Source organism: Achromobacter marplatensis (genome assembly GCF_002209535.1).
Taxonomy (GTDB): Bacteria; Pseudomonadota; Gammaproteobacteria; order Burkholderiales; family Burkholderiaceae_B; genus Achromobacter; species Achromobacter marplatensis.
This window is the reverse complement of record NZ_NJIG01000001.1, coordinates 148,312-162,280: the sequence shown is the minus strand read 5'-3', so window position 1 is coordinate 162,280 and position 13,969 is coordinate 148,312. Positions and strand designations below refer to the sequence as shown.

General features: G+C 67.7%; 11 protein-coding genes. 9 read left to right on the top strand and 2 right to left on the bottom strand.

The genetic code is table 11. From position 1 onward, the window contains the following. Window positions 1–15: 15 nt before the first annotated feature. Genes CEY09_RS00570 through CEY09_RS00545 form a run of 6 tightly spaced genes read left to right on the top strand, consistent with a single transcriptional unit; the run spans window position 16 to window position 8,719 of the window. The gene (locus tag CEY09_RS00570; protein WP_088587158.1) at window positions 16–2,139 is read left to right on the top strand and encodes a 3-hydroxyacyl-CoA dehydrogenase NAD-binding domain-containing protein; all 2,124 of its coding nucleotides are present in this window, start codon (window positions 16–18) and stop codon (window positions 2,137–2,139) included. Between the two features lie 56 nt (window positions 2,140–2,195). Continuing rightward, window positions 2,196–3,377: an acetyl-CoA C-acyltransferase gene (locus tag CEY09_RS00565; RefSeq protein ID WP_088587157.1), complete on the top strand. Its 1,182-nt coding sequence runs from the start codon at window positions 2,196–2,198 to the stop codon at window positions 3,375–3,377. A gap of 8 nt (window positions 3,378–3,385) precedes the next feature. After that, window positions 3,386–4,582 (top strand): acyl-CoA dehydrogenase family protein, encoded by a 1,197-nt coding sequence (locus tag CEY09_RS00560; protein WP_006224310.1) that lies wholly within the window; start codon window positions 3,386–3,388, stop codon window positions 4,580–4,582. A gap of 9 nt (window positions 4,583–4,591) precedes the next feature. After that, window positions 4,592–5,725: an acyl-CoA dehydrogenase family protein gene (locus tag CEY09_RS00555; RefSeq protein WP_088587156.1), complete on the top strand. Its 1,134-nt coding sequence runs from the start codon at window positions 4,592–4,594 to the stop codon at window positions 5,723–5,725. Window positions 5,726–5,742: 17 nt separating this feature from the next. Continuing rightward, window positions 5,743–7,674, top strand: coding sequence for an acyl-CoA synthetase (locus CEY09_RS00550; RefSeq protein ID WP_088587155.1), 1,932 nt, complete (start codon window positions 5,743–5,745; stop codon window positions 7,672–7,674). Between the two features lie 58 nt (window positions 7,675–7,732). Further along, window positions 7,733–8,719, top strand: a complete 987-nt coding sequence (locus tag CEY09_RS00545) for a tripartite tricarboxylate transporter substrate binding protein (protein ID WP_006224307.1) — start codon at window positions 7,733–7,735, stop codon at window positions 8,717–8,719. Between the two features lie 12 nt (window positions 8,720–8,731). On the opposite strand, the gene CEY09_RS00540 is transcribed toward CEY09_RS00545, so the two are convergent. Continuing rightward, the gene (locus CEY09_RS00540; protein ID WP_088587577.1) at window positions 8,732–9,631 is read right to left on the bottom strand and encodes a LysR family transcriptional regulator; all 900 of its coding nucleotides are present in this window, start codon (window positions 9,629–9,631) and stop codon (window positions 8,732–8,734) included. A 131-nt stretch (window positions 9,632–9,762) separates the two neighbouring features. Here CEY09_RS00540 and CEY09_RS00535 point away from each other — a divergent pair, with 131 nt between their 5' ends. From CEY09_RS00535 to CEY09_RS00525, 3 genes are all read left to right on the top strand, one after another. After that, the gene (locus CEY09_RS00535) at window positions 9,763–10,743 is read left to right on the top strand and encodes a Bug family tripartite tricarboxylate transporter substrate binding protein (RefSeq protein ID WP_088587154.1); all 981 of its coding nucleotides are present in this window, start codon (window positions 9,763–9,765) and stop codon (window positions 10,741–10,743) included. Window positions 10,744–10,806: 63 nt separating this feature from the next. Then, complete coding sequence (locus CEY09_RS00530; RefSeq protein ID WP_088587153.1) at window positions 10,807–12,210, top strand: dipeptidase; 1,404 nt, start codon at window positions 10,807–10,809, stop codon at window positions 12,208–12,210. Window positions 12,211–12,337: 127 nt separating this feature from the next. Beyond that, window positions 12,338–13,024: a GntR family transcriptional regulator gene (locus CEY09_RS00525; RefSeq protein WP_088587152.1), complete on the top strand. Its 687-nt coding sequence runs from the start codon at window positions 12,338–12,340 to the stop codon at window positions 13,022–13,024. Here the strand turns inward: CEY09_RS00525 and CEY09_RS00520 are convergent. After that, window positions 13,021–13,896 carry a LysR family transcriptional regulator gene (locus tag CEY09_RS00520; protein WP_088587151.1) on the bottom strand — a complete coding sequence of 292 codons (876 nt, stop codon included), beginning with the start codon at window positions 13,894–13,896 and terminating at the stop codon, window positions 13,021–13,023. The genes CEY09_RS00525 and CEY09_RS00520 overlap by 4 nt on opposite strands. Window positions 13,897–13,969: the final 73 nt, after the last annotated feature.

The following is a 13,969-nucleotide window of genomic DNA, read 5'->3' as shown; positions in this document are numbered from 1 at the left end:
TGGAGACAAGGTCCCATGATGGACAAGCAACCTGCCGGCGCCGCCCACGCGCGCCGCGACGACGACATCCTGGTCATCACCCTTGACCACCCTCCCGTGAATGCGCTGAGCGCCGACGTGCGCCACGACCTTGCCGCGGCCATCCAGGCCGCGCAGTCGGACCGCCAAGTGCGCGCCATCCTGCTGGTGGGCGCCGGCAAGAACTTCATCGCCGGTGCGGACATCCGCGAATTCGGCAAGCCGCCCAAGCCGCCCGCCCTGCCCGACGTGTGCAACCAGATCGAAGCCAGCGACAAGCCCGTGGTGGCCGTGCTGCACGGCGCGGCCCTGGGTGGCGGACTGGAAGTGGCGCTGGCCGCGCATTACCGCGTCGCCCTGCCCGGCGCCAAGCTCGGCCTGCCCGAAGTGAACCTGGGCCTGCTGCCCGGCGCAGGCGGCACGCAACGCACGCCCCGCCTGATCGGCGCCCGCGCGGCGCTGGACCTGATGCTGTCGGGCAAGCACCTGTCCGCCGAGGCGGCGCTGAAAGCCGGCCTGGTCGACGCCCTGGGCGACGGCGACGATGCCCAGGCCGCGGGCCTGGCCTACACCCGCCGCTTGCTGGCAGAAGGCGCCGGCCCGCGCCGCAGCCGCGATGCCACTGACGCGCTGGCCGACAAGGCCGCAGCGTTGGCCGAAGCCTCCGCCGCAGGCGAACAGGTCGCCAAGACCTTGCGCGGCCTGTACTCGCCCGCGAAGATCGTCGACGCCGTGCGCGCCGCCATCGAACAACCCTTTGACGAAGGCCTGCGCACCGAACGCGCGCTGTTCCTGCAATGCCTGGATAGCCCGCAGCGGGCCGGCCTGGTGCACGCGTTCTTTGCCGAACGCGAAACCGCCAAGATCCCTGAACTGAAGGCGGCGCGTCCCCGCCGGCTCGAGAAAATTGGCGTGGTGGGCGGCGGCACGATGGGCGCGGGCATCGCCGTGTCGGTGCTGGATGCCGGCCTGCCGGTCGTGATGGTCGAACAGGACGACGCCGCGCTGGAACGCGGCCGCGCACGCGTGGCTCAGGTGTACGACCTGCTGCAGAAGAAAGGCCGGATCACCGCAGGCGAGCGCGACGCCCGGATGGCGCGCTTTACCGGCGCCACCACCTACGACGCGCTGGGCGATGCCGACCTGATCATCGAAGCCGTCTTCGAGGACATGGACGTCAAGCTTGCCGTCTTCGCCCAACTGGACCGCGTGGCCAAGCCGAGCGCCGTCCTCGCCACGAACACGTCCTATCTGGACGTGAACCGCATCGCCTCCGCCACGCGCGGCCCGGCCGATGTGCTGGGCCTGCACTTCTTCTCGCCCGCCAACATCATGAAATTGCTGGAAATCGTGGTGGGCGAACACACGTCCGCGGAAACGGTGGCCACCGGGTTCGAACTGGCGCGGCGGCTGCGCAAGACGCCCGTGCGCGCCGGCGTGTGCGACGGCTTCATCGGCAACCGCATCCTGGCCGTGCACCGCCAGGCGGCAGACATGATGATGGAAGACGGCGCATCGCCTTACGACATCGACGCGGCCGTGCGCGAATTCGGCTATCCGATGGGGCCGTACCAGATGGCGGATCTGGCCGGCGGCGACATCGGCTGGGCCACGCGCAAGCGCCGCGCCGCCACGCGCGACCCGGCGCTGCGCTATGTGCAGATTCCCGACCGCCTGTGCGAACGCGGTTGGTTCGGCCAGAAGACGGGCCGCGGCTTCTACCTGTATCCCGACGGCGCGCGCGTGGGCACGCCCGATCCGGAAGTGCTGGCCATCATCGACGAAGAACGCCGCCGCGCGGGCGTCACGCCGCGCCCCTTCACGCACGAAGACATCCAGCGCCGCTACCTGGCCGCCATGATCAACGAGGCCGCCAACGTCCTGCACCAGGGCATTGCGTTGCGTCCGTCCGACGTGGACGTGGTGTTCCTGTCGGGCTACGGCTTTCCACGCTACCGCGGCGGGCCGCTGCATTACGCCGATAGCGTGGGGCTGGACCGCGTGCTGGCCGACATCCGCAGCTACGCCGAGGAAGACCCCGCATTCAGGAAGCCGTCGCCGCTGCTCGTGCAGCTAGCGGAATCCGGCCGCAACTTCGCCAGCCTGAACCAGGCTGCCTGATCCGCCGGATTCCGATCCCACCGACTCCGAACCTCCTTTCTTCGACAGGAAACCCCATGCGCGAAGCCGTTATCGTCTCTACCGCCCGCACCCCCATCACCAAGGCGGGGCGCGGTGAATTCAACCTGATCGCCGGGCCCACCCTGGCCGGTCACGCGGTGCGCGCCGCCGTCGACCGCGCCGGCATCGACCCCGCGCTGATCGAAGACGCCTTCATCGGCTGCGGCTACCCCGAAGGCGCCACCGGCCGCAACATCGGCCGCCAGGCGGTGATCCGCGCCGGCCTGCCCGTCAGCGTGGGCGGCGCCACCGTCAACCGCTATTGCGCCTCCGGCCTGCAGGCCATCGCCTCGGCCGCTGGCCGCATCGTCATGGACGGCGCGCCTGCCGCCATCGCGGGTGGCGTGGAACTGGTGTCGCAGATTCGCACCCGCGACGACGGCGTCAGCGGCATGGATCCCTGGATCGTGGCCAACAAACCCGAGCTCTACCTGCCCATGATCGAAACCGCCGACATCGTGGCGGCCCGCTACGGCATCAGCCGCGAAGCCCAGGACCGCTTCGCCGCGCAAAGCCAGGCGCGCACCGAAGCCGCCCAAGCCGCCGGCCGCTACCGCGAAGAGATCATCGCCGTCACCACCACCATGTCCGTCACCGACCGCGCCACCGGCGCCGTCACCGAACGCGAAGTCACGGTGGACAAAGATACGTGCAACCGTCCCGGCACCACCTATGAAGCGCTGACGGGGCTTGCCCCCGTGCGCGGCGAAGGCCAGTTCGTGACGGCCGGCAATGCATCGCAGTTGTCGGATGGCGCGGCGGCCTGCGTGCTGATGGAAGCGGGCGAAGCGCAGCGCGCCGGCATTCGCCCCCTGGGCGCCTTCCGCGGCCTGGCCATTGCCGGCTGCGAGCCCGACGAAATGGGCATTGGCCCCGTCTATGCGGTTCCCAAGCTGCTGGCGCGCCACGGCCTGAAAGTGCAGGACATCGATCTCTGGGAACTGAACGAAGCCTTCGCCTCGCAAGCGCTGTACTGCCAGGAAAAGCTGGGCATTCCGATGGACCGCCTGAACGTGGATGGCGGCTCGATCGCATTGGGCCACCCGTTCGGCGTCACGGGCGCGCGGCTGGCCGGCCATGTGCTGATCGAAGGCCGGCGCCGCGGCGCCCGCTATGCCGTCGTCACGATGTGCATCGGCGGCGGCATGGGCGCGGCCGGCCTGTTTGAAATCTATTAAGGACCGACATGGACCTCGAATTCACCCCCGAAGAAAACGCGTTCCGCGACGAAGTGCGCGCGTTCCTGGCGGCCAAGCTGCCCCAGCGCCTGTCCGACAAGGTCGGCCAGGGCAAGCTGCTGGCGCGCGCCGACATGGTCGAATGGCACGCCATCCTGAATCAGCAAGGCTGGCTGGCCAGCCATTGGCCCGTGGAATACGGCGGCACCGGCTGGAGCGCCACGCAGAAATTCATCTTCGACAATGAATGCGCCTTGGCCGCCGCGCCCCGCATCGTGCCCTTCGGGCTGAGCATGCTGGGCCCCGTGCTGATCAAGTACGGCACCGAAGCGCAGCGCAACTACTGGCTGCCCCGCATCCTGGACGGCAGCGACTGGTGGTGCCAGGGCTATTCCGAACCGGGCGCGGGCTCGGACCTGGCTTCCGTCAAGACCACCGCCGTGCGCGACGGCGACAGCTATATCGTCAACGGGCAAAAGACCTGGACCACGTTGGGCCAGTACGCCAACATGATCTTCTGCCTGGTGCGCACGTCGCAGGAAGGCCGCCGCCAGGAAGGCATCAGTTTCCTGCTGGTCGACATGAACAGCCCGGGCGTCGAAGTGCGCCCCATCATCACGCTGGACGGGGAACACGAAGTCAACGAGGTGTTCTTCTCGGACGTGCGCGTGCCGGCCGAAAACCTGGTAGGCGAAGAAAACCGCGGCTGGACCTGCGCCAAGTACCTGCTGACCTACGAACGCACCAACATCGCGGGCGTGGGCCAGTCGACGGCAGCGCTGGAACGCCTGAAAGCCGTGGCCGCCCGGCAAAAGAAGCATGGCCGCCCGCTGGCACAAGACCCGGACTTCGCCGCCCGCCTGGCCCGCGTCGAGATCGAACTGGCCAATATGCGCACCACCAACCTGCGTGTCGTGGCGGCAGTTGCCGGCGGCGGCGCGCCCGGCGCCGAAAGCTCCATGCTGAAGATCCGCGGCACGCAGATCCGGCAGGAGATCACCGCGTTGAACCGGCGCGCCATGGGCCCCTATGCGCGCCCCTTCGTGCCCGAAGCACTGCATGACGGCTATGACGCCCCGCCCATCGGGCCGGAAGGCGCCGACAGCGCCGCGGCGCAGTACTTCAACAACCGCAAGCTGTCGATCTTCGGCGGCTCCAATGAAATCCAGAAGAACATCATCTCGAAGATGATCCTGGGACTGTAAGGGCCGGCCATGAATTTTGAACACACTGAAGACCGGCGCATGCTCTCCGACATGCTGCGCCGCTTTGTCACCGAGCAGTACGACTTCGCCACGCGCGAACGCCACGCGCAATCCCCTCAGGGCTACAGCGTGGAATTCTGGCGCCGCTATGCCGAACTGGGCGCCATCGGCGCGCTATTCACCGAGGCCGACGGCGGCCTGGGCGGCGCGGGATTCGATATCTCGGTGGTCTTTGAAGCGCTGGGCCGCGGGCTGGTCGTCGAACCGTTCCTGGACGCCCTGATGGTGGGCAGCGCCATCGCCGCGGCCGGCACGCCGGCCCAGCGTGAAGCGCTGGAGGGTCTGATCGCAGGCGCCATCACCGCCGCGCTAGCCCAAGCCGAGCCGGAATCGGGCTATGACCTGGCGCAAGTGCGTACCCGTGCCGAACGCTCGGGCGAGGGCTGGGTGCTCAATGGCGCCAAGGCGGTCGTGACGGCGGGCGAACATGCGGACCTGTTCCTGGTGTCGGCCCGCACGGCAGGCGCCGAAGATGACGAAGCCGGCATCAGCCTCTTCCTCGTCAGCGCCGGCACGCCCGGGCTGTCGGTACGCGGCTATGGCCTGATCGATGGCGGACGCGCCGCCGAAGTCAGCTTCGACAACGTCCAGCTTGGCCCCGACGCGCTGGTGGGCGAGGCCGGCGCGGGTTACGCGGTGCTGGAACGCGCCATCGGCCGCGGCATCCTGGCCCTGTGCTCGGAAGCCGTGGGCGCCATGGATTGCGCCCGCGACGCCACGCTGGAATACCTGCGCACGCGCCGCCAGTTCGGCACCCCCATCGGCAGCTTCCAGGCCCTGCAGCACCGCATGGCCGACGTGCTGCTGGAAATCGAACAGGCGCGCTCGGCCGTGATCAACGCCGCCGCCGCCGTCGACCACCCCGACCGCGCCACTCGCGAACGCGCGCTGTCCGCCGCCAAATACACCATCGGCCGCATCGGCACGCTGGTGGCCGAAGAAAGCATCCAGCTGCACGGCGGCATCGGCATGACGTGGGAACTGCCCCTGGCGCACTACGCCAAGCGCCTGGTGATGATCGACCACCAGCTGGGCGACGAAGACCACCACCTGCGCCGCTACATCGCGCTGGGGCAGGCTTGAACGGAGGACGCCAGGACATGACGCAGGCCTATACCGTCCCGCCCTTGTCGCGCCCGTTCGCGGCGCCTTTCCTGGTGCGCAGCGCCGCTGACGTGCAACGCTTGCAATCGCGCCCGCTGGCCGAAACGCTGACGGTGCAGAGCACCTACGAGATCTTCCGCAATTCGGCTGCGGCTTTCGGCGACAAGACCGCGCTGACCTTCTTGCGCACCGCCAACCCGGATGACGAGGCCGTACGTTGGAGCTATCGGGAGCTGCTGGCCGGCATCCACCAGACCGCCAACCTGCTGCATGACCTTGGCGTGCGCGCGGGCGACGCCGTCGGCGTGATCCTGCCCGGCTGCCTGGAATACCATCTGGCGCTGTGGGGCAGCGAAGCCGCCGGCATCGTCCAGCCGCTGAATCCGCTGCTGAGCGAAGACAAGCTCGCCTCGCTGATGACGACGGCCCGCGCCAAGGTGCTGATCGCTTATGGCTCGGACGCCGAATGCGGCACCTGGTCCAAGGCCTTGCGGCTGCGTGAACGCGTGCCCACCTTGCAAACCCTGCTGCGCGTGGCGCCGCTGGACGAGCCCTTGTCGGCCCGCCCCGCCTTGCCCGACTATGCGCTGGACTTCAACGCCAACCGCTCGGCGCAACCGGCCGACCGCCTGCTTAGCGAACGCGTGATCCGCGCCGACGACGTCGCGGCATACTTCCATACGGGCGGCACCACGGGCGCGCCCAAGCTGGCCATCCACACCCACGCCAACCAGGTCTTCACCGCCTGGGCCGCCGTGCAGTTGCAGAATGCCGGGCCCAGCGACGTGGTCATCAACGGCTATCCGCTCTTCCACGTGGCGGGCGTGCTGCCGGCGTCGCTGGCCGCCCTGTCTGCGGGCGTGGAAACCGTCATCCCCACCACCCTGCTGCTGCGCAACCGCGATGTGCTGCGCAACTACTGGCGGCTGGTGGAAAAGCACCGCGCGACCTCTTTGCAGGGCGTGCCCACCATCCTGGCCGCGCTGGCGGACATACCGCTCGCCGGCGCCGATATCTCGACGCTGCGCTATTGCCGCACGGGCGCCGCGCCGCTGCCCGCCGAGCTTGCCGCGCGCTTCAAGCGCCTGTTCGGGCTGCACGTGAACGAGAGCCTGGGCATGACCGAAATGGCGGGCATTTCGTCCATCACGCCGCCCGGCTCGGAATTTCCCGTGAACTGCGTGGGGTTTCCCCTGCCCTATGTGCAGGTGCGCATCGTGGGGCTGGACGTCCCGTCGGGCCAGGCGGCGCGCGACCTGCCTGCAGGCACGGCTGGCATGGTGCTCTTCAAGGCGCCCAACGTGATCCCCGGCTTCCTTGACCCCGAAGACACTGCTCGCGCCTTTACCGAAGACGGCTGGCTGATCAGCGGCGACGTGGGGTTCATGGATGACGAGGGCCGGCTGCATCTACAAGGCCGCGCCAAGGATCTGATCATCCGCGGCGGCCACAACATCGACCCGAAAACCATCGAAGACGCGCTGGCCACGCACCCGGCGGTGCACTTGTGCGCCGCGGTCGGCGCACCGGACGCCTACGCCGGCGAACTGCCCGTGGCCTTCGTGACGCTGGCCGACGGCGCCCAGGCCACCGAAGCCGAACTCGTCGCCTACGCCGCGGCCCACGTGGACGAAGGCCCGGCGCGGCCCAAGCGCGTCATCGTCCTGGACGCCATGCCCATGACCAACGTGGGCAAGATCTACAAACCCGATTTGCGCCGCCTGGCCACCGCTGTAGCGGTGGAGTCCGTGGTGGCGCGCACCTTGCAGGCGGCCGGCCTGACGGAAGACGCCCAGATCTTCCGCGTGCTGGCCGACGCGCAACCGGAGGTCGCCGTGCAAGCGGCTCCCGGCACGCCCGCGCCGCTGAGGGAGCAGTTGCGCGAAGCCTTGGCGCGGCTGCCGGTGAAGGTCGCCCTGCGCGACTGAGCCGCTGCCGTTCCAAACCTCACAACAAGCCATAACAACACCACTGGAGACAAACCCCATGCTCAAGAAGCCTCTGCGCCGCGCCTGCCTGGGCGCCCTGCTGTTCGCCGCCGCAGGCGCCGCCCTGCCGCTGTCCGCCGGCGCGCAATCCACTTTCCCCACCAAGCCGATCACGCTGATCGTGCCCTTCCCGGCCGGCGGCTCCACCGACCGCCACCTGCGCATCGTGGCGCAGGACGCCTCCAAGTACCTGGGCCAGACCGTCATTGTCGAGAACCGCCCCGGCGCAGGCGGCACGCTGGGTACGGCCACAATGGCCCGCACCGCCAAGCCGGACGGCTACACGATCAGCCTGTACACGCTGGCGATGCTGCGCATGCCCTACATGCAAAAGAGCAGCTGGGATCCCATCAACGACTTCAGCTTCATCATCGGGCTGTCGGGCTACACCTTCGGCTTCACGGTCCGTTCGGATTCGCCGTACAAGACCTTCAACGAATACATAGAAGCCGCGCGCCAGAACCCCGGCAAGATCGATTACGGCTCCACCGGCATCGGTTCGTCGCCGCATCTGCTGATCGAGGAAATCGCCATCAACGCCAAGGTCAAGCTGAACCACGTGCCGTTCAAGGGCAACGCCGACATGCAGCAGGCGCTGCTGGGCGGCCACGTCATGGCGCAAAGCGACGCAACGGGCTGGGACCAGTTCGTGGACGCCGGCAAGATGCGGCTGCTGGTGACCTTCGGCGACAAGCGCACGACCCGTTGGCCCGACGTGCCCACCGCGCAAGAGCTGGGCTACAAGGTCGTGTCCACCTCGCCCTACGGTCTGGCCGGTCCGAAGGGCATGGACCCCGCGGTCGTGAAAACCCTGCACGATGCGTTCAAGAAGGCCTTGTTCGATCCGGCCAGCGTGGACGTCATGAAGCAGTTGAACCAGGAACCGGCCTACCGCAACAGCCAGGACTACAAGGACTGGGCCCAGGCCACGTACGTCAAGGAAAAGGGCCTGATCGAATACCTGGGCCTGATGGCGAAGGACTGACGCACGCGGGGCTTACGCCCCCGCCGCTTCCTGAATGACCTGAAAGCAGCGTTCCCGCGTGATGCGCGTGGCCGGGCTGATGCTGCGGCCACGCAGGGTCACGAACGCGAAGTGCGCCTGGATATCGAAATCCGGCGGCGGCGGCAGGCGGACAAGCCGTTCCGATTCCGTCAGCGTGCGCGCCGAGGCCAGCACGCCCAGGAAGACCGCATCCGACCGCTCGACGATATCGAACAGGTAGGAAATGTCTTCGCATTCCATATGCAGCTCGAACCCCGCCGGCGCGGCGGCGCCCGCCAGCCGCCGCCGGATTTCCGGGCTTAAACCGGTCGACACGACGGGATAGCGCAACACGTCGGCCAAGGTTGCGCCCCGCAAGTCCCGCAGCGGATGGTCCGGCCGGCAGACAAAGCCCGACGCCAGCGCCGGCATCGGCGCCACCTCCAGGTCTTCTTCGTTGTCCAGCGTACGGATGTGCACGATCAGCGCGTCCAGCACGCGCTCGCGCAGGCTGACCAGCAAGGATTCCGTGGGGCCGCGCGACAGCTTGACGCGCAGCTTCGGGTAGTGGTCCAGCAGGTGCTGCATCAACGGCACGCTGAGCAAGGCGCTGGGCGCCGCCCCCAACCCCAGCCGGATGGCGCCGGTTTCGCCTTGCGCCAGCATTTCCGCTTCGCGGCGGATTTCTTCGACCTCGGCCAACACGCGCCGCGCTCGCTGCCCGACCAGGCGGCCTAGCGGCGTGGGTTCATTGCGCTTGCCGATGCGGTCCACAAGCGCGCCCAGTTCTCCTTCCAGCAATTGGATGCTGCGGCTGAATGCCGGCTGCGACAAATGCAGCGCTTCGGCCGCCCGCGTGAACGAGCCGGTCTCCAGAAGCGCCACCAGATGAGCAAGCTGCGAAAGGTTCATGGCCCCGACCCCGTTGATCGCATTAATCATGCATAAAACGCATTGTAATCAGCCAATCAATCGATTGGACAGATGAAACGGCCGCTTCTAGCATCCCATCCAGCACTCGGATCCATCACAAGGGGAATGCCATGAAAAAGAATCTGATGATCGCCGCCGTCTTGCTGCTGACCGGGTTGGGCGTCGGCGCCCACGCGCAGGCGCAGGACTATCCTGCCCGGCCCGTGTCCCTGCTGGTGCCCTACCCGGCGGGCGCGGCGAGCGACATCACTGCTCGCGCCGTGCAGGCGCCGATGTCGCAGTCGCTGGGCGTGCAGGTGGTCGTCGAAAACCTGGGCGGCGCCAACGGCGCGCTGGGCGCGAACCGCGTGCTGAATGCCAAGGCCGACGGCTATACCCTGTTTCAGGGCTCGCCCAACGAGCTCATCCTGGCCGGGCTGACCAACAAGTCCGTCACCTACAAGCCGGACGACTTCCAGTTCGTGGCGCCCGTGGCTACGTCGCCCTACGTCGTCGTGACGCGCGCGGACCTGGGCGCGGCCAATGTGGATGAACTGGTCGCCCTGGCGCGCCAGCGCAGCGTGCCGTTGACCTACGGATCAGGCGGCGCGGGGTCGATGATCCACCTGATCACCGCTGCGCTGGCCGAGCGCACAGGTGTCGCGCTGACGCACATCCCATACCGCGGCGGCGCGCCGCTGATCACCGACATGGCCGGTGGCCAGATCGATTTCGCCATCATGCCGTACCAGGCGAACTACGAAGACCTGCGCCGCGAAGGGCGGCTGAAGATCATCGGCACGCTGAACCGGGAACGCCTGGCCGCGCTGCCCGACGTGCCCAGCGTGCAGGAAAGCGCCACGCTGAAGGACTTCAACTACACCATCTGGACCGCCTATCTGGTGAAGAAAGGCACCCCGGCCGCGGCGGTCCAGAAGCTGCACACCGCGATCCAGGCCTCGCTGCGCGACCCCGCAGCCCGCAAGACGCTGGAGGCGCAGGGAAAGATCCTGTTCGCACCGCAGACGCTCGCCGAAGGCGACGCCTTCTACACGGAACAAATTGCCGGTCTGGCCGACTTGGTGCAGCGCAGCGGCTTCCGCGGCGATTAAACGCCCCGCCCGACCGGCCCGCGCCCCGGCGCGCGCCGCCTTCCCTTTCTTCCGGACCCTTCCATGACCAATACTCTCCAGCCCGTCCTGAATCATCTGGCCGCCCGCCAGCCGCAGATCGAAGCGTGGCTCAAAACGTTCCTGCGCATCCCCAGCGTCAGCGCCGACCCCGCTTACGCCGCGTCCATGGACGAGGCGCGCCGCTTCCTGTGCGAACGGCTGCGCGCCGAAGGACTGCAACAGGTGCAGTTGCTGGACGGCGGCGGCGAAGCCGCGGTGTATGCCGAATGGACCGGCGCGCCGGGGCGGCCGACCGTGCTGATCTATGGCCACTACGACGTCCAGCCCGCCGACCCCGTCGCGTTATGGCGCACCCCGCCTTTCGAACCCACGCAGGTAGGCGACCGCCTGTATGCACGCGGCACGTCCGACGTCAAAGGGTCGACCACCATTGCGCTAGAAGTCGTGTTCGCCTTCCTGACCACGCTGCGCGCCTGCCCGGTCAACATCAAGGTGTTCATCGAAGGCGAAGAGGAAACGGGCAGCCCGTCGTTGCGCCCGTTGATTGATCGCTACCGCGACCTGCTGGCCGCCGATGCCGTGCTGTCGGCCGACGGCGGCCGCGCCAGCGCCACGACACCCACCATCAACACCGGCGCGCGCGGCAATGCCGCGTTGGAGGTCAAGCTGCGCACGGCGTCCAAAGACCTGCATTCCGGCCGCTACGGCGGCGGCGTCAGGAACGCCCTGCACGAAATGGCGGCGCTGTTGGCGTCGCTACACGCGGACGACGGCAGCGTCGCCGTCGACGGTTTCCATGCGGGCGCCGAGCCCCCTACGCCGCGGCAGCGCCAGGACACGGCGGCCTTCCCCTACGACGAAGCCGCCTTCTTCACGGATGTAGCGGGTGCCTCGCACGGCGAACCGGGCTACAGCCCCCGAGAACGGATCACGCTACGCCCGGCGCTGGACGTGAACGGCATGTGGGGCGGCTACACCGGCGCGGGCGTCAAAACCATCATCCCCTGCGAAGCCCAGGCCAAACTGACGGTCCGGATCGTGGAAGGCCAGGACCCCGCGCAAGTCATCCACGCGGTGCTGGCGCATCTGCAAGCCCGCTGCCCGGCGGGCTGCGAACTCGAGGTCGTGGCGCTGAACCCGGGGTCGCCCGCCGCCACGCTGCATCCGGAACATCCCCTGGTAACCGCGGCGCAAGCCGTGCTGCAGGTGCCCGGCGGGGCCAGGCCGATCCACGTCCGGCTGGGCGCCAGCGTCCCCATCACGTCCGTCTTCAAGGAAATGCTGGGCATCGACACCCTGATGTTCGGGTTCAATCTGCCCGACGAAGACGTGCATGCACCCAATGAATTCTTCCGCCTGTCGTCGATCAGCCAGGGGCTGAAGGCCTGGACGGCATTGCTGGACGCGCTGGGGCGCTTCGAGCCTGCAGCCTTCCACCCGCGCTGAAAGGAGGAAAGCCGGCCAGGATTGCATGGTATTTTTGTATTCAAAAAATGTCTGCCTTTCCTGTTCGGCTTTTTGATAGACTGGCTGCCCGATGGTTTTTCCCTCCCGGCAGCCCCAGCCGCGCCCCATGACCCAGGAAGTTCAGCTAGATCCCAGCGCCGACGACATCGCCCGCGAAGTGGCCGCCGCCATCGTGGCACACAAGCTTCCGCCGGGCACCCGGCTGCGCGAAGAAGCGCTGGCGCGCGTCTACAAGGTCAGTCGCACCAAGATCCGCGCGGCGCTGCTGATGCTCAGCAAGGACAAGCTGATCAACATCGTGCCCGACAAGGGCGCCTTCGTCAGCAAGCCGGACGCGAACGAGGCGCGCGAGGTCTACGCCGTGCGCCGCATCCTGGAGGCCGCGCTGGCCAAGGAATTCGTCGCCAACGCCACGGCCGCCGATTTCCGCCGCATCGATGCCCACCTGGCCGAAGAGCGCCGCGCGCTCGAGAGCGGCGACGTCCAGAAACGCAATCACCTGCTGGGCCATTTCCATATTCTGCTGGCCGAAGCCGTGGGCAATTCGGTGCTGACGGGCATGCTGCGCGAGCTGTCCGCGCGCAGCGCCGTGATCACCGTCCTGTATCAAAGCTCGCACGACGCCAGTTGCTCGTCGCAAGAGCACCACGCCTTCATCGAGGCCGCCCGCGCGGGCGACACCGACCGCGCCTGCGCGCTGATGGACGAACATCTGGAACACGTCCAGACAGCGCTGAACTTCACGGACGACGGCCGGTCAGGCGGCGATCTGGTCACCGCCCTGCTCAGCTAGCCGCCCGCCCCCAGCAGTTGGCCCATGCGCTGCTGCAACCAGGTTTCGGTCGCGCTCAGCGACGCGCCTTGCAACCATAAGGTCCGCACGGACAGCATCGGCAAGGACAGGCCCGCGCACGGCACGCGCGCAAGCGTGGTGCGAAAGCTCTCGTATTCCGCGATGTTCAAGGGCAGGATCGCCCAGCCCAGGCCGTCCGCCACCATGCCGGCAATGCTGTAGAAGCTGTCGGTGCGCCACACGGTCGGGCTCAGCACCACCTCGTCCACCCCTTCCATCTGCATCACCAGTTGCCGGTAGCGCGCCAGATCGCTGCGCGTCACTTCGGCCAGGCCCGCCAGCGGGTGGCCCGATGCCACGAAGACGGCCTGCTCCACATGGCCCAGATAGCGGTGCGCAAAGGCGCTGCCCGGATCGCCTCGGTCGAAGTGGAAAGCAATGCTGGCGCGGCCCTGCTGCACGTAGTCAGCCACTTCGGTCGCGGTGCCATTCAGTTGCGTCAATTCCAGCGCCGGAAAGCGCGCCGCAAGCTCCAGCACCAGCGCGCCCAGCACCTGATACGGCAACGCTTCGTCCAGCGCGATGGACAGCCGCGCGTCCTGCCCCGCGGCGAACGACAGGGCGCGCTGATCCAGGCCTCCCGCCTGGCGCAGCAGTTCGCGGGCCTCTTGCAGCATCACTTCACCCACGGGCGTCAGCGTGGCATTGCGCCGCGACCGGTCGAACAGTTCCACGCCCAGGTCCGCTTCCAGCAGCCCTACCGACGTACTGACGGCCGACTGCGCGCGGCCCAGCCCGCGTGCCGCGGCGGAAAACGAACCGGCGTCCGCGGCCGCCACGAATTGGCGTAGTTGGTCCAAGGTCCATTGCATGGCGACTCCTATCCATCCATCAATTTAATAGATGGAATCAAACTTTTTCAGGCAAATATACAGATAGATAATA